Here is a 22,723-nt window from a genome sequence, read left to right on the forward strand (position 1 = left end):
TTTCGATGAAGGCACTCGCAGCCTGCGCTCTGGCGCTGGCCACCACCCTCGCCGCGGCGGCCGACGCGCCCCGCTACGACCCGCTCCAGACCTTTGCGCCGTTCAGCTATCCCGACCCGGTCAACGCCTACCGCTCGGCCGACGGCAAGCCCGGCCCGCTGTTCTGGCAGAACCGCGCGGACTACGCGATCGAGGCGACGCTGGACCCGGCCAGTCGCCTGCTGACCGGCCACGAGACGATCACCTATACCAACCACAGCCCGAGCGCGCTCGACGTGCTCTGGCTGCAGCTCGACCAGAACCGCTACAAGCCCGACGCGCGCGGCGCCTTCACCCGTGAATTTCCGACCGAGTTCACCAGCGGTTACAAGATCGCCTCGGTGGAGGTGGAGGACGGCAGCGGCCACCGCGCGCCGGTGCAGTGGATCGTCTCCGATACCCGCATGCAACTGCGCCTGCCCGAAGCGGTGAAGGCCAACGGTGGCAGCGTGCGCGTGCACATCGCCTGGAGTTTCACCGTGCCGGGCGAGTTCGGCGGACGCATGGACGTCAACCAGAGCAAGCACGGCGACATCTTCGAGATGGCGCAGTGGTACCCGCGCCTGTGCGTCTACGACGACCTGCGCGGCTGGGACACCGCGCCCTACCTCAACAGCGAGTTCTACCTGGAATACGGCGACTTCGACTACCGGATCACCGTGCCATCGGACATGATCGTCGCCGGCTCCGGCGAGCTGGTGAACCCGCAGGATGTGCTGACCCGCACGCAGATCGAGCGCCTGGACCGGGCCCGGCACAGCGACAGCACGGTGATGATCCGCACGCCGGCCGAAGTCACCGATCCGTCCAGCCGCCCGAAGCAGGGCGGCACGCTGACCTGGCACTTCCGCATGCAGAACACGCGCGACGTCGCCTTCGGCGCGTCCAGGGCGTTCGTGTGGGACGCCGCGCGGATCAACCTGCCGCACGGCAAGACCGCGCTGGCGATGTCGGTCTATCCGGTGGAGAGCGCGGGCAATGCCGCCTGGGGCCGCGCCACCGAATACCTCAAGGCCTCCACCGAGTACTTTTCGAAGGAGTGGTTCCCGTATCCCTGGCCGGTGGCGATCAACGAGGCCGGCACCGCCGGCGGCATGGAGTACCCCGGCATCACCTTCGATTCCAAGCGGGCCAGGGGCAGGAACCTGCACATGGTGATCGCGCACGAGATCGGGCACAGCTGGTTCCCGATGATCGTCGGCTCCAACGAACGCCGCCACGCTTGGATGGACGAGGGCTTCAACACCTTCATCGACATCGCCGAACACCAGGCCTTCAACCACGGCGAGTACGGACCCAAGCGCGACGGCGAGTACGCACCCAAGGGCGGCAACCCGGCCGACGAGATCGCTGCCGTGCTGGCCGATCCGGACGCGCCCGCCCTGCTCAACGGCGCCGACGAGACGAGCGAGACCTATCGGCATCCGATCAGCTACTTCAAGGGCGCTTTCGGCCTGGTATTGCTGCGCGAACAGATTCTGGGTCCGGAGCGTTTCGACGACGCCTTCCGCAAATACATCGCCACCTGGGCCTACCACCATCCGTCGCCGTCGGACTTCTTCCGCTTCATGGAAAGCGAGGCGGGCGAGGACCTGGGCTGGTTCTGGCGCGGCTGGTACCAGCACAACTGGCCGTTCGACATGGCGGTGCGCAAGGTCCAGCCGGTCGACGGCAACTGGGTGCACGGCGCCGCGGTCACCGTGGCGAACCTGGATCCGCTGGTGCTGCCCAACACGCTGCGGCTGACCTACGACGACGGCAGCACCAGGGACGTGCGCGTGCCGGTGGAGACCTGGCAGCAGCACCGCGAGTACGTGGTGCGGGTGGCCGGGTCGCGCAGGGTGGCGTCGGCGACGCTCGATCCGGCGCATAAGCTGCCGGAGGCCGACCGCTCGAACGACACGCTGCGGGTCAGGTAGGCAAAGGCCTCCCCCTCTCCCAACCCTCTCCCCCGGGCAGGGCCGGGGGAGAGGGAACAGGTAGGCGTGCGGCGTCTGGCTGCCTCCTTTCGGAGCCGGCTCGGGGAGAGGAGCAGGCAGCTTGCCGCGATGAGCCCCCTCTCCCCCGGCCCTGCCGGGGGAGAGGGTTGGGGGAGAGGGGGAGGCTCTTCGATACTCCGGCGAAACACATCGCCCACGAGTGGGGCTCTACAATTTCGGCAGCCGCTGCTGAAACCTGGCCATCCCTTCCCAGGGATCGGCTTCCAGCTTCCGCGCCCGCTCCAGCGCCGCCTGCATCCCGAACGCCGCGCCGCCTTCCACCTTCCCCAGCTCCTCCCACCGCAACGGCATCGCCACCGGCGCCCCCTTGCGCGCCCGCAAGGACCAGCTGCACACGCTGGTCGCCCCGCGCGCGTTGCGCAGCCAGTCGATGAAGATCTTCCCCTCCCGCCGCGCCTTGCTGGCAGTGGCGATGTAGCGCCCCGGCTCGCGCTCGACCATCGCATCGGCCACCCGTTCGCAGAAATCCTTCACCGCCTGCCAGCCGGGCCCGCGCCGGAACGGGACCACCACGTGCAGTCCCTTGCCGCCGCTGGTGCGCACGAAGCTCGTCAATTGCATGTCCCCGAGCAGGTCGCGGATACCGCGCGCGCCCTCCACCACCGCCTCCCACGACACCCCGGGCGCGGGGTCCAGGTCAAGCACGATGCGGTCGGGCGAATCGGGCCGGTCCACGCGCGAACCCCAGGGATGGAATTCGATGGTGTTCATCTGGACCAGCTGCAACAGGCCCTTGCGGTCGCGGATGTAGACGTACTCGCCCTCGCCGCCCTGCTTCTCCTCGAGCGCTACCGGGCGCACGCTGGAGCCGAGCTTGGCCGCGTGGTGCTTCTGGAAGAAGCAGGCGCTGTCGGTGCCGCCCGGGCAGCGGACCATCGACAGGGGCCGGTTGATCAGCCCGGGAAGAATCCAGTCGGCGACGGCCGCGTAATAGGCGGCCACCTCGCCCTTGGCGATGCCGTCGTCCGGATAGACCACGCGGGCCGGGTGGGTGATCCGCACGCCGGCGACCTCGATGGGCTTGTCGCTCACGTCCGGCCCTTGATCCTGCGGGAGCACCGCTGGACACGACCGCAGTGCCTCCGGTCGCTCCCGGGGGCGCCGCTGCCAGGGGCGATCGCAGGCCTCATCCGGCCTTGCGTCCCTTGCGCGCGCCGGTCGCCTTCTTCGCCGGGCTCTTGCGCGAGGCCTTCTTCGCCGCGGGCTCGGCCTTCTTGGCGGCCTTCTTCGCCGCCGGCTTCTTCTCCGCCTTCTCCGCTTTCTCCGGTCCCTCCTTGCCCTTGGCCGGCGTGCGCTGCTTGCCCTCGATGCTCTTCTTGAGCAGCGCCATGAAGTCGACCACGTTGGTGGTGGCGTTGGCGTGCGCGGGCTCCTCTTCCTCCAGCGTCGTCGTGACGCCCTTGCTCTTGAGCCGCTGCTCGATCACCGCGGTCAGCCGCTCGCGGAACTCGTCCTTGTAGTTCTCCGGCTCGAACTTGCCGGACATCGACTCGATCAGTTCGCCGGCCATGTCCAGCTCGCGGTCGCTGATGCGGTACTCGGACACCGCCTTGTCCGGCAGCGCGTACTCGTCGGCATCGACCAGCTCCTGCGGGAAGCGCAGCAGGATCAGCATCAGCGCCTCGTCCTCCGGCATCACCGCGCACAGGTACTCGCGGGTGCGGATGACCACCCGCGCGATGCCGATCTTGCCGGTGCGCTTGAGCGTCTCGCGCAGCAGCACGTAACCCTTCTCGGCCTTTTTGCCGGGCACCAGGAAGTAGGGCTTCTCGAAGTACGCCGGGGTGAGCTGGCCGGCATCGATGAAGGTGTCGATCTCGACCGTCTCGTGCGCCTCGGCGGCCGCATTGCGGATGTCCGACTCCTCCAGCACCACGTAGCTGCCCTTGGAGTACTCGTATGCCTTGACGATGTCCTTCCAGGGCACCTCTTCGCCCGATTCGGCGTTGACGCGCTCGTAACGCACCGGCTGATTGTTGCGCTGGTCGAGCATGCGGAAGTGCAGGTCGACCTTGCGCTCGGCGGTCATCAGGCGGATCGGGACGTTCAGCAGCCCGAACGACAGCGTGCCGGTCCAGATGGGGCGAGCCATGGCTTACCTCCATAAGTGGCGGGTCCGGAGGTTTGACACGCGGGGCGTGCATGAAACGCCAAAGCCCCGCGCTGGCACCCACGCCGGCGATCGTCCAGACTTGCCCCGATGAGCGCCCTGCCCGCCACCGCCCGCCTGCTTGCCTGCGCCGCCCTGCTGTGGCCGCTGGCCACCCACGCGGCGGAGCACCGCTACCGCTACGACACGGTGCACAGCCAGGTTCTCTTCAGCGTGAGCCACGATGGCTACTCGCGCCCGTTCGGCCGCCTGCACATCGCCCGCGGCTGGCTGCGCTTCGACCCGGACGACTGGAGCCGCGCCGCCACGGCGCTGGACATCGACCTGGCCAGCCTGGACATGGGCGATGCCGACTGGAACGCCGCGGTGCTCAAGCCCGCCTTGCTCGACGCGGGCAAGGCGCGCTACGCCCACTTCGCCAGCACCTCGGTCGAGCGCAAGGACGACAGCCACGGAGTGCTGCACGGGAACCTGACCCTGCGCGGCGTCACCCGCCCGATCGACATCCCGTTTACGTTCAACCGCCAGGCGCGCACCATCTTCGGCCTGCACACCATTGCCGGGTTTTCCGCCAACACCATGCTTGACCGTACCGATTTCGGCATGACCGCCCATCCAGACTCGATCGGCCAGCACGTTTCCGTGTGGCTGGAGATCGAGGCCATCCGCGAGGAACGCCGCCGGGAGAGCGCCGATGCTGCGCAATGACGAGTGGCGTTGGGGCGCGGTCGCCAAGTTCTTCCACTGGACGATCGCGCTGCTGATCCTGGGCAACGGCACGTTCGGCCTGCTGATGGACCTGGCCAGCTCGCCGATGCAGAAGGTCAACTGGATGGCGCTGCACAAGTCGATCGGCCTGACCGTGCTGGCGCTATTGGCGCTGCGCGTGCTCTGGCGGGCATTCAACCGCCCGCCGCGCGAACTGCCGGCCCCGCGCTGGCAGCTCTGGGCCGCGCGCGCGGTCCACGCGGTGCTCTATGTGCTGGTGGCCGCGCTGCCGCTGTCGGGCTGGTGGTTCAACTCGGTGCGTGGCTACCCGCTGCAGTTCTTCAAGCTGTTCAACCTACCCGCTATCGCGGCGAAGAACCCGGACCTGCGCCACCTCTCGCACGAGGTGCACGAGTACCTGTTCTGGATCCTGCTGCTGGTGCTCGTCGCCCACGTCGGCGCGGCGCTCAAGCACCATGTGTTCGACAACGACGACGTGCTCCGCCGGATGTGGCCGTTCGCCCGCCTTCGCCGGGAAACCAAAGGAGATTGACGCATGATCCGACCGGCCCCTGGACGCCTGACTTCGCTGCTGCTGTGCCTCGCCCTGCCGATGGCCGCCTCGGCGACCGATTACCGTGTGCTGCAGGACCAGAGCACGCTCGGCTTCAGCGCAACCTTCCAGGGTGCGCCGTTCCAGGGCAGCTTCACGCAGTGGCACGCGGCAATCCGCTTCGACCCGGCGCACCTGGCGGACTCGAGGTTCGACGTGACGGTCGACACCACCAGCGCCAACACCGGCGATGCCGACCGCGATGGCGCGCTGCCCGGCGCGGATTTCTTCAACGCGACCAGGTACCCGCAAGCGCGCTACACGGCGACCGAGTTCGTCCAGGCCGGCACCCACGCGATCGCGCGCGGCACGCTGACCCTGCGCGGCGAGAGCCATCCGCTGAACCTCACGGTGACTTACACCCCGCAACCGGACGGCACCGCGCTGATGGACGTCAGCGGCACGCTCAAGCGTCTGGACTACGGCGTCGGCGGTGGCGAATACGCCGACACGTCGGTGATCGGCAACGACGTGACGGTAAAGGCGCACCTGGTACTCGCCCCGAAGTAGCGTTCCGGACGCTCCCATCCGGGTATCGGCACTTCGATCCTTCCTCCGTTCCACGGCGGAAGGCCCGCCCGCAGGACGGCCGGGCGTGCCTCAGCCCGCCACGAATCCCCGCACGGCCCCCGCATCGAACGGCCAATCCAGCTCGCGCCCGTCCCTTGCATCGCGCAGCACGGGCACCCGCGTGCCGTAGCGCGCCTCCAGTGCCTCGTCGTCATCCACCCACACGCTGTCGAACTCCGGTGCCCGCGCATGCGCGAGCACGGCGAGCGCCTGGTCGCACAGGTGGCAGTAGTCGCGCTGGTAGAGAACGAAGTCGGCCATGCGGCGGCGAATGGACTGCCAAACGTAAGGGGTGTGCGTAGAATAACGGTTTGTCCTTGCCCACGCAGTGCATCCATGGCCGTCAGCGCTTTCGACATCTTCAAGATCGGCATCGGACCGTCGTCCTCGCACACGGTCGGGCCGATGCGCGCGGCCGCCCGCTTCGGCGAACGCTGGCTGGAGGAGAAGGGCGTGCTCGACCGCGTCGTGCGCGTGCGTGCCGAGCTGTACGGTTCGCTGGCGATGACCGGCCGCGGCCACGGTACCGACAAGGCGGTGCTGCTGGGCCTCGAAGGCCACCACCCGGACGGCATCGACCCGGACCTGATCCCCGACATCCTCGCCCGCATTCGTGCCAGCGGCCGCCTGAGCGTGCTGGGCAAGCACGAGATCGCGTTCGACGAGAAGGCCGACCTGGTCTTCAACAAGCGCCAGAAGCTGCCGTTCCACACCAACGGCATGCGCTTCTCCGCCTACGACGCCGACGGCATCGAAGTGGCCACGCGCGACTACTATTCGGTCGGCGGCGGCTTCGTGGTCAACCACGACGAGGCGGCCGAAGACCGCATCGTCGCCGACACCACCGTGCAGCCCTACCCGTTCTCCAGCGGAGACGAGTTGCTGGCGCTGTGCGAGCGCCACGGCATGACCGTCGCCCAGCTGATGATGGCCAACGAAAGCGTGTGGCGTCCCGAAGCCGAGACACGCGCCGGCCTGCTGACCATCTGGAAGGCGATGCAGCTCTGCGTCAGCCGCGGCCTGCGCTCCCCCGGCACCCTGCCCGGCGGGCTGCACGTGACGCGCCGCGCCCCGGCCATGGCCGAGGAACTGCGCAACCAGCCCGAAGCGGCGCTCAAGGACCCGCTCACCATCCTGGACTGGGTCAACCTGTACGCGCTCGCCGTCAACGAGGAAAACGCCGCCGGCGGCCGCGTGGTGACCGCGCCGACCAACGGCGCCGCCGGCATCGTGCCCGCGGTCGGCCACTATTACCTGCGCTTCTGCCCGAAGGCGGACGAGGACGGCATCGTCGACTATCTGCTGACCGCCGCCGCCATCGGCATCCTGTACAAGGAAAACGCCTCGATCTCCGGCGCCGAGGTCGGCTGCCAGGGCGAAGTCGGCGTCGCCTGCTCGATGGCCGCCGGCGGCCTCACCGCTGCGCTTGGCGGCAGCATCTGGCAGGTGGAGAACGCCGCCGAGATCGGCATGGAACACAACCTCGGCCTCACCTGCGACCCCATCGGCGGCCTGGTGCAGATCCCCTGCATCGAGCGCAACGCGATGGGCTCGGTCAAGGCCATCAACGCCAGCCGCATGGCGCTCAAGAGCGACGGCAAGCACCGCGTGAGCCTGGACAAGGTCATCAAGACCATGCGCGACACCGGCCGCGACATGAAGGACAAGTACAAGGAAACCAGCCGAGGCGGCCTCGCGGTCAACGTCATCGAGTGCTGAGCTACCTCCGAAAGGGGCGGCCCCGGGCTTGCGGACGGGCCTCCAGTGCATCGGTCGCGAAGCCATCGTACGGCTCGCGCCTGCTCGACGGCGCGCCGCAACGGAAGACTCCCGTAATGCCAGCAGGCGCCCGGTTGCAGCGTCCAGGCTTCGCGCCATCTACGGCCTGCTTTCGACCGGGAGTACACCTGTGCCGTCGCGAACGGCGCTGGCTCTGGAGCCGCCCGGCTATTTGATTGCTTTTGCTTCTTCCTCGAGAAACGCCGCGCTGAGCGTGGCTTGCTGTCGGGCGAGCGGCAGCAGCGTCGGATAGAACTGCACGAAGGTCGTATCCACCGCGCCGTGTGCGGCATGGCAGGAATAACACGACGCGGCCTCGGGGATCTTCTTGGCGGAAGAGCCGCCCTCGAAGCCGAAGAAGGCCCAGCCGCCCTTGAAGCGCGCGGCATCCTTCACGTGCACTTCGATGCCCTGTACGTCGCCGCGCTGGTAGTGGCCGTGCTGGTTGATGGAACCCTTGCTGGCGGATCTCCGCACCTCCAGCACGATCTGCGTCTTGTCCGGCCAGGTGCCGGTACGGACGAACTCGCGGTAGCTTTCCGGATCGACGAACGTGTTGTCGAACATCGGCTCGCCTTCCGGCGCCTTCTCGCGAAGGACGCGATGCCGACGATTCCGACCAAATGTCAGCTGGAAAACCGCTCACGGTACCGTTTCCGGCCAGAGGTGGACGTCCGGACATCGCCGGAAGGTTGTGCGGGCAGGCGCCCGGGCGATCAGGGCGTCAGGAAGAAATCCATGGGAATGAGCTCGACGGCCCATCCACCTTCCTCACCCAGCGTGGCGGCCGGGTGCATGGATGCGATGCACAGCGCCTCGTCGAGATCGTCCGCCTCGATGATGAACAGGCCACCCACCATCTCCTTCGACTCCGTGTAGGGCCCATCGGTGACGTGCGTCTTGCCGTTGCGCGGGCGAAGCGTCCTCCAGCCGTCCAGATCGCCAAGCGACGCGGAGATAAAGACTTTGCCGGTGGCGCGCATCTTCTCGTCCAGCGCCGGGCATTGGCTGAGCAACGCCTCGACGTCGTCGGGCGCCATCGCGGCGAATTTCTCCGGGGTGAAGTAGGCCAGGCCGAGGTATTTCATGGAAGCTCCTTTGGGTATGGCTGCAATGACGACGAAATGGGCGACCCGAAATCGACGCACAACGACAAAGTTTGTAGCCGGCCTCGGCCAGCCTGTCGCATGGGACTGCGGGGGAAGCTCCTGCGAATCGCCTCGCTCGGCCGGTGATGGGCCGCCTCGTTGATCCGATCGCTGCGCGCCTGGCACCGCTCGGGACGAAGCCCGACGCCTGACCTGCCCGATTACTGCAATGCGGCATGCATTGCCTCGACGGGCGATGCTACCTTGCTATATAGATCGATCTAAACGGCAGGCAATCGTGGGTCAACCGCACCCGTCCCGAAGCGCATCCGCTTGCGCCACGCGCGTTGCGACCATCGTCGTTCGCGGGGCGGTGACCTGATGCCCGCACCCTCCGTCGGCCTGCTCGAAGTCGCCGCCAACTCGGTCGCCTCCGCGCTGGCCGCACAAGAGGGTGGCGCCGGGCGGGTCGAGCTGTGCGCGGCGCTGCAGTTGGGCGGCGTGACGCCTTCCTACGCCGAGATCGCCACCGCGCGCGATCGGCTTACGATTCCGCTCTATGTGCTGATCCGGCCGCGCGCAGGCGATTTCCTCTACAACGACTTCGAGTGCGAGGTGATGCTTCGCGACGTCGAGGCCTGCGTGGCGCTGGGATGTGATGGGGTGGTCCTTGGCGTGCTGGATGCCGAGGGCCGCGTCGACCAGGCGCGTTGCCGGGCGCTGGTCGGTGCGGCCGGTCGACTGGGCGTCACCTTCCACCGCGCGTTCGACATGGTCGCCGACCCGGCGCAGGCATTGGAGGCGGTGATCGGGCTGGGCTGCGAGCGCGTGCTCAGCTCGGGGGCGCGGGCGACTGCGATCGATGGCGCGGCGGCGCTGCGTGCCCGGTTGGAACAGGCGGCCGGCCGGCTGGTGGTGATGCCCGGTGCGGGCGTCCATGCCGGCAACATCGCGGCGCTGGCCCAGGCGACCGGCGCAAGCGAATTCCATGCTTCGGCGAAGCGAGCGTTGCCTTCGGGCATGCGCCACCGGCCAGCGGGGCTGGACGACATGGCCACCGGCGAGTGGCGCAGCGACGCGGCGCAGGTGCGCGCGATGGTGTCGGCGCTGCAGGGCCTGGCCGCTCGTGAAACTCCGGTTTCATCCTAGGCCGGCGCCCTTGTGACGATCCCGGCCTTGCCCACCAGAACGCGCTCGATGCCACGACTGGCCAGGCTCGCCGGTGCACTGGCGCTGTTGACGGGTCCATCCCTGGCCGCACCGGCCACGCAGCTTCTCGACCAGGGGTGGCAGGTCCGCCTTGCGCCCGACGATGCCCACCTGGCGAAGCACCCGCGCGCGGCCCGATGGCTCCCCGCGGCGGTGCCCGGCGCGGTGCAGACCGACCTGATGGCGGCCGGCCTGGTGGACGACCCTTTCGTGGGCCGGAACGAGGCGGCGATCCAGTGGGTGGGCCTGTCCGACTGGGTGTATCGCACGCGCTTCGAGGTCGATGGGGCCACGCTCGCGCGCCGGCATGTGGAGCTGGTGTTCGACGGGCTGGACACCTTTGCCGAGGTCTACCTCAACGGGCACAGGCTCTTCAGCGCGGACAACATGTTCCGCCGCTGGTCGGCACCCGCGAAACCCCGGCTGCATGCCGGTGCCAACACGCTGGAAGTGCGCCTGTACTCGCCCGTCAAGCGCCTGCAGCCGTGGCTCGAGCGGCAGCCGTACGCGTTGCCGGGCGAGTTCGACTCGGCCTTCGGCGACGAGCCCAAGGGCCGGCAGACAGCCAACTACGTGCGCAAGGCCGCCTACCAGTACGGCTGGGACTGGGGGCCGCGCATCGTCACCGAGGGCATCTGGCAGCCGGTGCACCTGGACAGCTGGGACGGCCCGCGCGTGGTCGCTTTCCATGTCGCGCAGAAGCAGCTCGATGCGCGGGCCGCACAGCTGGACGTGCAGCTGGAGGTCGACGCGGACAGCGATGCCTCGCTGCCCGCGCAGATCAGCGTGTACGGGCCGGATGGCCAGCCGGTCGCGCACCAGGTCGTGGATGTCGAAGTGGTTGCGGGCCACCGTCGCCTCGGCGTGCCGGTAACGATCGACCATCCGAAGCGGTGGTACCCGGCCGGATACGGCGCGCAGGACATGTACACGGTCCGGGTGCAGGTGGGCGAGGGCAGCAAGCCCATTTACGAGGGCTCGCGCCAGATCGGCCTGCGCACGGTCGAGCTCCGCCGCGACAAGGACCGCTGGGGCCGCAGCTTCGCGTTCGTCGTCAACGGCATCCCGATCTTCGCCAAGGGCGCCAACCTGATCCCGTTCGACAGTTTCCCTGCTCGCGTCGACGAGGCGCGGATGCGCCAAACGCTCGAGTCCGCGCGCGCAGCCAACATGAACATGCTGCGCGTATGGGGCGGCGGCTACTACCTGCCGGACGCCTTCTACGCGATGGCCGATCGCATGGGCTTGATGGTGTGGCAGGACTTCATGTTCGGCGGCGCGATCCCGCCGCACGACGCGGCCTTCGTCGCGAACGTGCGGCAGGAGGCGGCCGAGCAGGTCGCGCGCCTGTCGGACCATCCTTCGATCGTGCTCTGGTGCGGCAACAACGAGGTGCAGAGCAGCTGGTTGTCGTGGGGCGATCGCAAGGCGCTGCAGGCCTCGCTCGCACCCGCGGAAAACGAACGCATCAAGCAGGGCATGCGCGACCTGTTCGGCGAGGTGCTGCGCGACGTGGTTGCGCAGCACGACCCGGACGTGCCGTACTGGCCGAGCTCCCCCAGCCAGGGCGGCGACGGTTTCGCCAACGGTCTGGACGATGGCGACTACCACTACTGGGAGGTCTGGTCGGGCGAGGCCCGGCCGGCGACCGCCTACCTGGACGTGACCCCGCGCTTCCAGTCCGAATACGGCCTGCAGTCGTTCCCCGTCCTGCGCACGATCCGCGCCTTCGCCGGCACGGAACCGTTGCAGGCAGAGTCGCCGGTGCTGCGCGCGCACCAGAAGTTCGACGGCGGCAACGGCAACCGCCGCCTGCTCGACTACGTGCGGCGTGGTTACGGCGAACCGAAGGATTTTCCCGCGCTGGTCTACCTGAGCCAGGTGATGCAGGCCGACGGCATCGCGCTGGCGGCCGAGCACCTGCGCGCCTCGCGGCCGCGGTCCATGGGTTCGCTGTACTGGCAGCTCAACGACCTGTGGCCGGGCGTGACCTGGTCCAGCATCGACAGCTACGGACGCTGGAAGGCGTTGCAGTTCCGCGCCCGTCGCTTCTACGCGCCGCTGCTGATGGCGGCCTTGCGGCATGAGGGTACGACCACGGTATCGCTGGTCTCCGACCGTACCACCCCGATCGCCGCGCGCTGGCGGCTGCGGCTGATGGACTTCGCCGGCAAGGTGCGGCGCGAGGAGGCCCACGACGTGACGCTGGCGCCGCTGGCCAGCACGCGGGTTGCCCGCTATACCGATACGCAACTGCTCGATGGCGCCGATCCGCGCGCCACTTTCGCGGTCTTCGAGCTTCTCGCCGGTGGCAAGCTTCTCTCGCGTGACCTCGTGTTCTTCGCCCGGCCCAGGGACCTGCCCCTTCCGCAGCCCCGCATCCACGCGCAACTCGCTCCCGCGGCCACGGGGTACAGCCTGACACTCGCCACCGATGCGCTCGCGCGCGACGTATGGGTGTCCTTCGGCGACCTCGATGCCCGCCTGTCGGACAATGGCTTCGACCTGTTGCCGGGTGAGCCCGTCACGCTGGATGTCGCCAGCGAAGCCTCCGCCGGAGCGCTCCGGCAAGCCCTGCAGGTGCAGGACCTTGCCCATGCCATGGGAACCCCGCCATGACCACCCGCCGCGACTTCCTCAGACTGCTCGGCACCACCGCGGCCGCCGGCGCCTTCGGCAACTTCGCCCGGGCTGGCACCGGTACCGGCTACGCCAGCAAGCGCCCGCCGCCGGGCAAGCGCCGCTTCACCAGCGCGGCGGTGGAACGCGAGCTGGCGCGCGTGCAGGCCCGCATCGGCGATCCCAAGCTGGCCTGGATGTTCGGCAACTGCTATCCGAACACGCTCGACACCACGGTCGAGCTGGGCACGCTCGAGGGCAAGCCGGACACCTTCGTGATCACCGGCGACATCGAGGCGATGTGGCTGCGCGACTCCTCCGCGCAGGTGGCGCCCTACCTGCCGCTGGCGAAGCAGGACCGTGCGCTGCAGCGGCTGTTCCACGGCCTGATCCGCCGCCAGGCGCGCTGCATCCGCATCGATCCGTACGCCAACGCCTTCCTGCCCGATCCGCACGCCCAGCCGCTGTCATGGGCACGCCAGGACCAGACCGACATGAAGCCGGGCGTCGGCGAACGCAAATGGGAAATCGATTCGCTCTGCTGGCCGATCCGCCTGGCGCACGGCTACTGGCAGGCGACCGGCGACGTCGCGCCGTTCGACGATGACTGGCGCGCGGCCATGCTCCTGGTCGTGAACACCTTCCGCGAGCAGCAGCGCAAGCACGACCGCGGCCCGTACCACTTCCAGCGCACCACCGACCGGCCCACCGAAACGCTGGCGCTGGAGGGCTACGGCCACCCGTCGCGGCCCAACGGCATGATCCATTCGATGTTCCGGCCGTCGGACGATGCGTGCGTGTACCCGCTGTTCGTGCCGGCCAACCTGTTCGCCGTGGTCTCGCTGCGACAGCTCGCGGCGATGAGCCGCGCCCTCCACCACGACGCCGGCTTTGCCGACGACTGCACCGCGCTGGCCGACGAGGTGGCGCTGGCCACCCGTCGCGACGGCCGGCTGCAGGAAGCCGACGGCGACTACTGGGCCTACGAGATCGACGGCTACGGCAACCGCCTGTTCATGGACGACGCCAACGCGCCGGGCCTGCTCAGCCTGCCCTACCTGGGTTGCTGCGCGGCGGACGACCCGCTCTACCGGCGCACCCGCGAGCGCGCCTGGAGCGGGCACAATCCGTATTTCTTCCGCGGTACCGCGGCCGAAGGCATCGGCGGCCCGCACGAGGGCCTGCGCATGATCTGGCCGATGGCGATCACCATGCGCGCGCTGACCAGCCGCGATCCGGCCGAGATCCGCCAGTGCCTTCGCTGGCTGCGCGACACCGACGCGGGCACCGGCTTCATGCACGAGGCGTTCGACCAGGACGACCCGGCGCACTTCACCCGCGCGTGGTTCGCCTGGGCCAACAGCCTGTTCGGCGAACTGATCGTCAAGCTCGCCGATACGCAGCCGGCGCTGCTGCGTGCCCCATGAACATGCCCACGGACCTTCCACCCCCTGGGCCGGCATCCCTCTTGCCGCCCACCGACCCACAGGAGAACTCGACATGGTGACCCGCAGACGCTTCCTGCAAGGCATGGGCGCCCTGACCGCACTGGGCGGCGCCGGCACGTTGCCGGGCTTTGCGATGAGCCGCCCGGGCGCCGGGCGCCCGTCGATGGGCACCGGCGAGGGCGTCTCCCGTTTCGTCGACGTGTTCGTCGGCACCGGCGGGCACGGCCACACCTTCCCCGGCGCCACCCTGCCCTACGGCATGGTGCAGTTGAGTCCCGACACCAACGACGCCGGCTGGGACGCCTGCTCGGGCTACCACCAGCGCGACGGGTCGATCATGGGCTTCTCGCACACGCACCTGTCCGGCACCGGCGCCAGCGACATGCTGGACCTGCTGGTGATGCCGGCGCAGGGGCCGGTGCTGCTGCAACCGGGCGAACGCGGACTGCCGGACAAGAACTACCAGTCGCGCTACGACGAGGCGGCGTTCGCAAGCACGCGGCTGCCGCCCGATGCGGTCGGCCACCCCGGCCACGGCTACCGCTCGCGCTACGACGGCGAGCAGGCGCAGCCGGGCTACTACCGCGTGCACCTGACCGACCACGACATCCTGGCCGAGCTGACCGCCACACTGCGTGCCGGACTGCACCGCTACACCTTCCACGGCCCGGGCGACGGCCACCTCCTCATCGACCTGGCACATGGCTTCCACGACGATCCCGATGTGCCGGCCAAGGTCAGCGACGCCACGCTGAAGCTCATTGGCGAGGACCTGCTGGTCGGCAGCCGCCGCGTGCACCAGTGGGCCAACGGGCGCTACATCCATTTCGCGATGAAGCTGTCGCGGCCGCTCGCCCGCGCCACGCTGTACGTCGAGGACGCGCCGCTGCCGACCGGCTCGCGCGAAGCGCATGGCAAGCACCTGAAGGCCGCGCTGCATTTCGGCGACGTGGCGCGCGAGCCGCTGCTGGTGAAGGTCGGCATCTCGGCGGTCGACATCGACGGCGCGCGGCGCAACCTCGAATCGGAAGTCCCCGGCTGGGATTTCGAGGGCACGCGGCAACGGGCGGCCGATGCGTGGGAGCGGGAGCTTTCGCGCATCCGCATCGACAGCCCATCCGAGCCGGTCAAGCGCACCTTCTACAGCGCGCTCTATCACACCATGCTCGCGCCCACGCTGTTCAGCGACGCGGACGGCCGCTACCGCGGCATGGACCTGAAGGTGCACACGCTGCCCGAGGGCCAGCACAACTACAGCACCTACTCGCTGTGGGACACCTACCGCGCGCTGCATCCGCTGCTCACGCTGTTCCAGAGCGAGCGCGTGCCGGACCTGGTCAACGGGCTGGTGCGCATGACCGCCGAAAGCCCGGACGGCCCGCCCGTGTGGCCGCTGCAGGGCGTGGAAACCGGAACCATGATCGGCTACCACTCAATCGTGGTGATCGCCGAGGCGCACGCCAAGGGCTTTACCGGCATCGACTACGCCGGGGCGTGGCCGCTGTTCCGCAAGCGCGCGATGGACGACGACTACCGCGGCCTGACCTACTACCGCAAGCTGGGCTACATCCCGGCCGACAAGGATTGGGAGTCGGTCAGCAAGACACTCGAATACTGCTACGACGACTGGGCGATGGCGCACCTGGCCGACGCCGTCGGTGCGCACGAGGACGCGAAGCACCTGCGCGAGCGCTCGCGCAACTACCGCAACGTGTTCGACCGGAAGCGCACCTTCGTGCGTCCGCGCGGCAGCGATGGCGAGTGGCTGCAACCCTTCGACCCGCGTGCGATGGGCCACGGGGCCAAGTGGCGCGACTTCACCGAATCCAACGCCTGGGAAGCCACCTTCCTCAACCAGCACGACCTGTACGCCTACATGCCGCTGTTCGGCGGCGAGCAGGCGTTCGAGCGCAAGCTCGACGAGCTTTTCGAGACCAGCTCCGCACTGCCGGCTGATGCGCCGCCGGACATCGCCGGCATGGTCGGCCAGTACGCGCACGGCAACGAGCCGAGCCACCATGTGGCCTACCTCTATGCCTACACCGGCGCGCACCACAAGACGCAGGCGCGCGTGCGCATGCTGCTGGAGAAGATGTACCGGCCCGAGCCGGACGGCCTGGCCGGCAACGAGGACTGCGGGCAGACCAGTGCCTGGTACGTGCTGGGGGCGCTGGGGTTGTATGCGGTCGATCCGGTCAGCGCCAACTACGTGTTCGGCAGTCCGATGCTCGACCGGGCCCAGCTGATGCTGACCGGCGACAAGCGGCTGGTGGTGCAGGCGCGGGGGAACGGGCCGGACAAGCCGTACATCCAGTCGGTGCGCTGGAACGGCAAGCCCTGGACGAAGAGCTGGATCAGCCATGCGGAGCTGGCCGCCGGTGGAACGCTGGAGTTCGAGATGGGCGCGACGCCCAATCTGAAGTTCGGTGCCGCGCCGGCGGATCGGCCACCGTCGTTCGGGCAGCCGGCGCCGGCGGTCGAGGGCTAGCTCCGGCGTGCGGGCTGGGGCGGGCACCTCGGCTGCGGCTGCGCCTACGCTTGGCACGAACAGTGATGCGAGGCCCCTCTCCCGGCGGGAGAGGGGCCTGGGCGTCGCGGGCACCGCAAGCGGACATCCGGACGTCTGCAGCCCGCTGGTCGCAGCCGCAGGTGACATGTCCGGCCCACATTTGCGACCATCAACGCTTTGGCGCTCAGCGCCTGGCAGACACAGGGGCCCTCGATGGCGAACCAGACTTCCATCCGGCGTGACGTCGGTCCTTTCGCACTCATGTTCACCGGCCTGGGCTCGATCATCGGCTCGGGCTGGCTGTTCGGTGCCTGGAACGCGGCCAAGCTGGCCGGTCCCGGCGCGATCTGGGCCTGGGTGCTCGGTGCGGCGATCATCCTGTCGATCGCGCTGACCTACGCCGAGCTGGGCGCGATGTTTCCCGAGTCCGGTGGCATGGTGCGCTACGGCCACTACTCGCACGGCTCGCTGGTCGGCTTCATCGCGGCGTGGGCCAACTGGATCGCGATCGTCTCGGTGATCCCGGTCGAGGCCGAGGCCTCGGTGCAGTACATGGCCGGCTGGAAATGGCAGTGGGCGCAGGATCTCTACCACGCCGTTCCCGGACAACACGGCGAGCTGAGCCAGATTGGCGTGGCGATCGCCGGCGTGCTGGTGGTCATCTACTTCCTGCTCAACTACTGGAGCGTGAAGCTGTTTGCCCGCTCCAACAGCCTGATCACGCTGGTCAAGCTGATCATCCCGGCGGCCACCGGCGTGGCGCTGATCGCCAGCGGCTTCCACGGCGAGAATCTCGACGTGGGCGCGTCCGGCGGCAGCCATGCCAACGATTTCGCGGCGATCCTCACCGCCGTGGCCACCGCCGGCATCGTGTTCAGCTTCAACGGCTTCCAGAGCCCGGTGAACCTGGCCGGCGAAGCGCGCAATCCGGGACGGAGCATCCCGTTCGCGATCATCGGCGCGATCCTGCTCGCCACCGTGGTCTACGTGCTGCTGCAGGTCGCCTACCTCGGCGCGGTGCCGCCGGACCTGCTGGCGCAGGCCGGCTGGAGGGGCATCAACTTCAGCTCGCCGTTCGCGGAACTGGCGGTGCTGGTGAACCTGAACTGGCTGGCGATCCTGCTCTACGCCGATGCCTTCGTCAGCCCCAGCGGCACCGGCATGACCTACACCGCCACCACCGCGCGCATGATCTACGGCATGGAGCGCAACGGCACGCTGCCGCGCATCTTCGGCCGGATCGATCCGAGGTCGGGCGTGCCGCGCCCGGCGATGTGGCTGAACCTGGTGGTGTCCTTCCTGTTCCTGTTCTTCTTCCGCGGCTGGGATTCGCTGGCCGCGGTGATCTCGGTGGCGACGATCATCTCCTACCTGACCGGCCCGGTCAGCGTGATGACCCTGCGCCGCACCGCGCCGGAACTGCACCGCCCGTTCCGCCTGGGCGGCCTGCCGGTGATCGCCGGCATCGCCTTCATCATGTCGGCCGAGTTGCTGTACTGGGCGAAATGGCCGCTGACCGGCCAGATCATCCTGCTGATGGTGGTCGCGCTGCCGGTGTACTTCTACTACACGGCCAAGCACGGCTGGCACGAGTTCGGCCGGCACCTGAAGGGCGCGTGGTGGCTGATCGCCTACCTGATCACACTGGCAGCGGTGTCGCGGATCGGCAGCTCGAAGTTCGGTGGCCTGGACTACATCCCGTACGGCTACGACCTGGCCGTGGTCGCGGTAATCGGCCTGGTGTTCTACCTGTGGGGCGTGGCGTCGGGCTGGCGCACCCCGGCCATCGAGGCCGAACGCGAGCAGGCGGCGCAGCATCCGGATGCGCTGCAGATCCCGCCGGACGAGGAAGAGGCCGAGAAGATCACCGGCCACTGATCGGGACCTGCGGCACGACCGAACGCGCGGCGATGAGCCGCGCGTTTTTTATTGCGGCAAGGCAGCGCTCACGCCCTCCATACGGATGGCTTACGTGGGGCGCGACAACATCCGCACCGGAATCGCCGAGCGACTTCGACGCATTCATCGAACGGCGCCAGGGAAGCATCCGCCGAGCGCTTCAAGTCCAGCAGCGCAATCACTTTCGAGACTGCTGCACAAGGAGCCGGGCGGCCCGTTCGCCTGGCGAAGGGCGCCGGCGCCTCGCGTGGATGGCAGGCACGGACGAAACCACTCCCACGGCGCCTGAGGATTACCGGATCGTTGCGGCACGAGGTGCCGGGACGTTGTTCCATCGGCACGCCGATCGTCCGCCTGCAGAGGGCGCCGAATGATCGGCGGCCCCACCCATCCACCCACGGAGCATTCCCATGGCAGAGCTCGATAGCGACAAGCGGGACGACCTTTCGCGGAGCAATTTCGCCTTCCCCGAACAGCGCAAGGAGCCGCTGGAGGACGCCAGCCACGTCCGCAACGCCATAGCGCGTTTCGACCAGGTCAAGGGCGTCAGCGATGACGAGCGCGATGAGGCGTGGAAGCGCATCAAGGCCGCCGCGGAGAAGTTCGATGTCCAGGTGAGCGAAAAGAGCTGGCGCGAGTTGGGCAAGAAGTCCTGATCGCCGGTTTTCCCGGCGCGCGAAATCGCGCGCTCGGGAATGTCCCGCGCCCCGCCCGGTTTGCCCGGCGACATGACGCGGCCGGACCGATTGACTGCCGAATGCTCGCCGGGCGGGCGCACCTCAAGCCGATGCCGGTCCTCGCCCGCTCACCCTATCTCACGCAAGCCAACGCCAAGGCGTCGCCGAGCAATGCCTGCGCGGTGACTTCCGGCCCCGCCCCCGGGCCCTGGATCACCATGGGCCGGGTGTTGTAGCGGGTGGTGGTGAGGGCGAACTGGTTGTCGGTGCCGTGCAACTGCGCCGACGGATGCGTGGTCGGCACCTCGACCAGCCCGACTCGCGCGCGGCCGCGCTGGTCGAGACGGGCCAGGAAGCGCAGGACCTTCCCGCGCGTGGCCGCCCGCGCATGCCGCTCGGCGAGCGGCGCGTCGAGCTCGGACAGCCGGTCCAGGAACGTGGCGGTGTCCACCCCGCGCAGCGCGGCCGGCACCAGGCTCTCCACCGCCACCTCGTCGCTGCCCAGCGGGAACCCGGCGTGGCGGGCGAGGATCAGCAGCTTGCGCGCCACGTCTTCGCCGGAAAGGTCCGAGCGCGGATCGGGTTCGGTGTAACCGAGCGCGCGCGCCTCGGCGAGCAGCGCGGAGAACGGTCGGCGGCCGTCGTACTGGTTGAACAGGTAGGACAGCGAACCGGAGAACACGCCCTCCAGCGTGAGTAGGCTGTCGCCGCAGCGACGCAGGCGGCGCAGGGTCGAGAGCACCGGCAGCCCGGCGCCCACGGTGGCCGCATCGCCGTAGCGCGCGCCGGTCGCGAGCGCCGCCTGCAGTGCGCGCCAGCCATCCAGTTCGCCCCCGGCCAGCGCCTTGTTGGCGGTGACCACGTGGTAACCCCGCGCCAGCCAGGAGGGATGCCGCGCGGCCAGCGCCGCGCTGGCCGTGGCATCGACGATGATCCTGGCCGGTGCACCGCTGGCATCCAGCGCGGCGAACAGCGCCACGTCGTCGCGCGCATCGCCTTCGCTACGCAGTTGCTCGCGCAGGCTGCGCCGCGCCAGCCGCCGGGGATCGGTCTGCTGGCGGCGCGAGTTGGCCGCGCCGACCAGTCGCAGCGGCGCCGCCGCCGGCGTGTCGAGCAGCTGGAGCAGCGCACCGCCGACCACGCCGGTGCCCAGCAGCACCAAGGCGATGGCGGACGCCGGCCGCGGACAGTCGGCCAGCACCGCGCTCATGCGCCCACCCGGCGTCTGGACGGCTGCACGGCCGCCGCCCGGTCGAGCGCACGGGACAGGTCGCCAAGCAGATCGTCGCCGTCCTCGATGCCCACCGAAACCCGCACCAGGGTGTCGGCGATGCCCGCGGCGCGGCGCGCTTCCGGCGCCATCGCGGCGTGGGTCATCGAGGCCGGGTGCGCGATCAGGCTTTCCACGCCGCCGAGCGATTCGGCCAGCGAAAAGAACACCAGTCCGTCGACGAAGGCGGCGACATTCGCCTCGCCGCCGGCCAGTTCGAAGCTCAGCATGGCGCCGAACCCCTGCTGCTGGCGCGCGGCCAGCGCGTGCCCCGCATGACCCGGCAGGCCCGGGTAGTACACCGCGCTCACCGCCGGGTGCGGCGCCAGGCGCTCGGCGATCCGCAGCGCATTCTCCTGGTGCTGGCGCAGGCGCACGGCGAGCGTGCGCAGGCCGCGCAGGGTGAGGAAGCTGTCGAACGGCGCGCCGGTCAGCCCCAGGCAGTTGCCCCACCACTTGAGCTTGTCGGCCACCGCCGCGTCGCGTGCGACCACCGCACCGCCAACCACGTCGCTGTGGCCGTTGATGTACTTGGTGGTCGAGTGCACCACCACATCCGCGCCCAGCGCGAGCGGCTGCTGCAGGGCGGGCGAAAGGAAGGTGTTGTCCACCACCAGCAGCGCGCCGACCGCATGCGCGGCTTGCGCCACGTGGCGGATGTCGGTGATGCGCAGCAGCGGATTGGAGGGGGTTTCCACCCACACCAGCGCCGGCTTGCGCGAAAGGCCGGCGGCCAGCGCGGCGCGGTCGGTAAGGTCGGCGAAGGCCAGTTCGAAGCGCCCCTTCTTCGCCCACGCGTCGAGCAGGCGCCAGGTGCCGCCGTAGCAATCATGCGCCGCCAGCACCAGGCCGCCGGGCGGCACCAGCTCCAGCGCCAGCGCCACCGCCGCCATGCCGCTGGCGGTCACCACCGCGCCGGCGCCCAGTTCCAGCTCGGCCAGCGCGTTGCCCAGCAGGTCGCGCGTGGGGTTTCCGCTGCGCGAGTAGTCGTAGGGTCGCTTGCCGCCCACGCCGTCGAAACCCAGGCCGTCGAAGCTGTAGTTGGTCGACAGGTGCAAGGGCGGCACGATCGCGCCGTGCTGCGTGTCCGTTTCGATGCCGGCGCGCACGGCGCGGGTACAGGGGGCCGATTCGCTCATGGGTATGCTCCGTGGGGTTCTTCAGGCCAGCGCGGCGCGCAGCAGCGGCGCGAGCTGGCGGGTTTCCTTGAGGAAGCCGTCGTGCCCGTAGGGCGACTCGAGGACTTCCAGCGTGGCGGGGCCGTGCAGCCGCCGTTGCAGCTCGCACAGGTCGGCCAGCGGCACCAGCAGGTCGGAGGCGAAGCCGACCAGCGTGGCGGGCGTGGGGATGCGCTCGGGCGTGACGTCGTGCAGGTCGATCGATTCGGACAGGGCAAGGAAGCGGTCGGCGTCGAAACGCTCGACGAAGCGGCGGCCCTGGTGTTCCAGGTAGTCCTCCACCGGCAGGCGGAAGCGGCCATCGCGGAACTCGGGCGCGCCGGCGAAGCGGCGGCCGAACTCCTCGCGGCCGCGATAGGTGGTGACGGCGAGCTGGCGTGCCAGGCCGAGGGCCTCGCCGGTTCGCCCGCCCGCCACGCCCAGCCGCACGATGCCGCGCTGCACGCTGCGCTGGGCCGAGGCCAGTGGATGCGGACGATGCGCCCCAGCCAGCACGACCAGACGGTCCAGGACGCGCGGATGGCCCGCTGCAAAAGCCAGCGCCACCATCGCGCCATAGGAAGCGCCGACGAAGGCGTGTACGCGATGGATGCCCAGCGCCTCCAGCAGCGCAGCCAGCGCATCCGCCTGGTCTTCGCTGGAGATCGCTTCGACACCCAGCTCGCCCGGTGCCAGCCAGTCGATCGAAAGCATGCGGTGACCGTCAAGGTCGACGGCGGCGCCGGCGCCGACCAGTGCCTGCCACCACCCGGCCGCACCCTCGAACGTGGTCACGTCCCGGCCGGCGGAGATGCCGCCCTGCACGATCACGGTCGGTGCATCGGCCGCACCGCACCAGAGGTAGCGCACGTCCACCTCGCGCCTGTCGTTGCCGTACTTCGGGGAAAGCGCCAGCCGCCGCGTGCCGCGCTGGACGGTGAGGCCGACCATGCGGGCGCCCACCCGCGGCGGAACGGCGACGGACGATACGGGCAGGGGCAGCGGCTGGGCGGTCATGCGGGTCTCCG

Annotated in this window: 19 protein-coding genes; 11 read left to right on the forward strand and 8 right to left on the reverse strand. The window is 69.3% G+C overall.

What is annotated here, in order from left to right; genetic code table 11:
- Nucleotides 1-5: 5 nt before the first annotated feature.
- Entirely contained in the window at nt 6-1,958 is a 1,953-nt protein-coding gene (locus tag LQ771_RS11810) for a M1 family metallopeptidase (protein ID WP_231349610.1), read from the forward strand.
- A 228-nt stretch (nt 1,959-2,186) separates the two neighbouring features.
- Here the strand turns inward: LQ771_RS11810 and ligD are convergent, their stop codons facing one another.
- Nucleotides 2,187-3,071: a non-homologous end-joining DNA ligase gene (gene ligD, locus LQ771_RS11815; protein ID WP_231349611.1), complete on the reverse strand. Its 885-nt coding sequence runs from the start codon at nt 3,069-3,071 to the stop codon at nt 2,187-2,189.
- 94 nt (nt 3,072-3,165) lie between these two features.
- Nucleotides 3,166-4,131 carry a non-homologous end joining protein Ku gene (gene ku / locus LQ771_RS11820; RefSeq protein ID WP_231349612.1) on the reverse strand — a complete coding sequence of 322 codons (966 nt, stop codon included), beginning with the start codon at nt 4,129-4,131 and terminating at the stop codon, nt 3,166-3,168.
- Nucleotides 4,132-4,239: 108 nt separating this feature from the next.
- On the opposite strand from ku, the gene LQ771_RS11825 reads away from it, so the two are divergent.
- From LQ771_RS11825 to LQ771_RS11835, 3 genes are read left to right on the forward strand one after another with little or no spacing between them, the layout of a single operon-like run.
- On the forward strand, nt 4,240-4,857 hold the full coding sequence (locus tag LQ771_RS11825) for a YceI family protein (protein ID WP_231349613.1): 618 nt from the start codon (nt 4,240-4,242) through the stop codon (nt 4,855-4,857).
- A complete protein-coding gene (locus LQ771_RS11830; RefSeq protein WP_231349614.1) occupies nt 4,844-5,410 on the forward strand; it encodes a cytochrome b in 567 nt (188 codons plus the stop codon). The genes LQ771_RS11825 and LQ771_RS11830 overlap by 14 nt, the downstream gene beginning before the upstream one ends.
- 3 nt (nt 5,411-5,413) lie before the next feature.
- A complete protein-coding gene (locus LQ771_RS11835) occupies nt 5,414-5,980 on the forward strand; it encodes a YceI family protein (RefSeq protein WP_231349615.1) in 567 nt (188 codons plus the stop codon).
- A gap of 90 nt (nt 5,981-6,070) precedes the next feature.
- Here the strand turns inward: LQ771_RS11835 and LQ771_RS11840 are convergent, their stop codons facing one another.
- Complete coding sequence (locus LQ771_RS11840) at nt 6,071-6,301, reverse strand: glutaredoxin family protein (protein WP_231349616.1); 231 nt, start codon at nt 6,299-6,301, stop codon at nt 6,071-6,073.
- A 75-nt stretch (nt 6,302-6,376) separates the two neighbouring features.
- Here LQ771_RS11840 and LQ771_RS11845 point away from each other — a divergent pair, with 75 nt between their 5' ends.
- The gene (locus LQ771_RS11845; RefSeq protein WP_231349617.1) at nt 6,377-7,759 is read left to right on the forward strand and encodes an L-serine ammonia-lyase; all 1,383 of its coding nucleotides are present in this window, start codon (nt 6,377-6,379) and stop codon (nt 7,757-7,759) included.
- Nucleotides 7,760-7,987: 228 nt separating this feature from the next.
- Here the strand turns inward: LQ771_RS11845 and LQ771_RS11850 are convergent, their stop codons facing one another.
- Together LQ771_RS11850 and LQ771_RS11855 are read right to left on the reverse strand one after the other, a co-directional pair.
- Nucleotides 7,988-8,449 carry a cytochrome P460 family protein gene (locus LQ771_RS11850; RefSeq protein ID WP_255674247.1) on the reverse strand — a complete coding sequence of 154 codons (462 nt, stop codon included), beginning with the start codon at nt 8,447-8,449 and terminating at the stop codon, nt 7,988-7,990.
- Nucleotides 8,450-8,535: 86 nt separating this feature from the next.
- On the reverse strand, nt 8,536-8,907 hold the full coding sequence (locus LQ771_RS11855) for a YciI family protein (protein ID WP_231349619.1): 372 nt from the start codon (nt 8,905-8,907) through the stop codon (nt 8,536-8,538).
- A 381-nt stretch (nt 8,908-9,288) separates the two neighbouring features.
- Here LQ771_RS11855 and LQ771_RS11860 point away from each other — a divergent pair, with 381 nt between their 5' ends.
- The 6 genes from LQ771_RS11860 (at nt 9,289) to LQ771_RS11885 (ending at nt 19,247) form a co-directional block, all read left to right on the forward strand.
- Nucleotides 9,289-10,056: a copper homeostasis protein CutC gene (locus tag LQ771_RS11860; RefSeq protein WP_231349620.1), complete on the forward strand. Its 768-nt coding sequence runs from the start codon at nt 9,289-9,291 to the stop codon at nt 10,054-10,056.
- A gap of 27 nt (nt 10,057-10,083) precedes the next feature.
- Complete coding sequence (locus tag LQ771_RS11865; RefSeq protein ID WP_231349621.1) at nt 10,084-12,735, forward strand: beta-mannosidase; 2,652 nt, start codon at nt 10,084-10,086, stop codon at nt 12,733-12,735.
- Complete coding sequence (locus LQ771_RS11870; protein WP_231349622.1) at nt 12,732-14,162, forward strand: glycoside hydrolase family 125 protein; 1,431 nt, start codon at nt 12,732-12,734, stop codon at nt 14,160-14,162. The genes LQ771_RS11865 and LQ771_RS11870 overlap by 4 nt, the downstream gene beginning before the upstream one ends.
- Nucleotides 14,163-14,235: 73 nt before the next feature.
- Nucleotides 14,236-16,671: a GH92 family glycosyl hydrolase gene (locus tag LQ771_RS11875; protein WP_231349623.1), complete on the forward strand. Its 2,436-nt coding sequence runs from the start codon at nt 14,236-14,238 to the stop codon at nt 16,669-16,671.
- 234 nt (nt 16,672-16,905) lie between these two features.
- Entirely contained in the window at nt 16,906-18,570 is a 1,665-nt protein-coding gene (locus tag LQ771_RS11880; RefSeq protein ID WP_231349624.1) for an APC family permease, read from the forward strand.
- 431 nt (nt 18,571-19,001) lie between these two features.
- Complete coding sequence (locus LQ771_RS11885) at nt 19,002-19,247, forward strand: DUF6582 domain-containing protein (protein WP_231349625.1); 246 nt, start codon at nt 19,002-19,004, stop codon at nt 19,245-19,247.
- Between the two features lie 154 nt (nt 19,248-19,401).
- Here LQ771_RS11885 and LQ771_RS11890 read toward each other — a convergent pair whose 3' ends face one another.
- Genes LQ771_RS11890 through metX form a run of 3 tightly spaced genes read right to left on the reverse strand, consistent with a single transcriptional unit; the run spans nt 19,402 to nt 22,712 of the window.
- Entirely contained in the window at nt 19,402-20,478 is a 1,077-nt protein-coding gene (locus tag LQ771_RS11890; protein WP_231349626.1) for a homoserine dehydrogenase family protein, read from the reverse strand.
- On the reverse strand, nt 20,475-21,677 hold the full coding sequence (metB, locus tag LQ771_RS11895) for a cystathionine gamma-synthase (RefSeq protein WP_231349627.1): 1,203 nt from the start codon (nt 21,675-21,677) through the stop codon (nt 20,475-20,477). Before metB ends, LQ771_RS11890 begins: the two co-directional genes overlap by 4 nt.
- A 21-nt stretch (nt 21,678-21,698) precedes the next feature.
- Entirely contained in the window at nt 21,699-22,712 is a 1,014-nt protein-coding gene (gene metX, locus LQ771_RS11900) for a homoserine O-succinyltransferase MetX (RefSeq protein ID WP_231349628.1), read from the reverse strand.
- Nucleotides 22,713-22,723: the final 11 nt, after the last annotated feature.

Source organism: Frateuria soli (genome assembly GCF_021117385.1).
Classification (GTDB): Bacteria; Pseudomonadota; Gammaproteobacteria; order Xanthomonadales; family Rhodanobacteraceae; genus Frateuria_A; species Frateuria_A soli.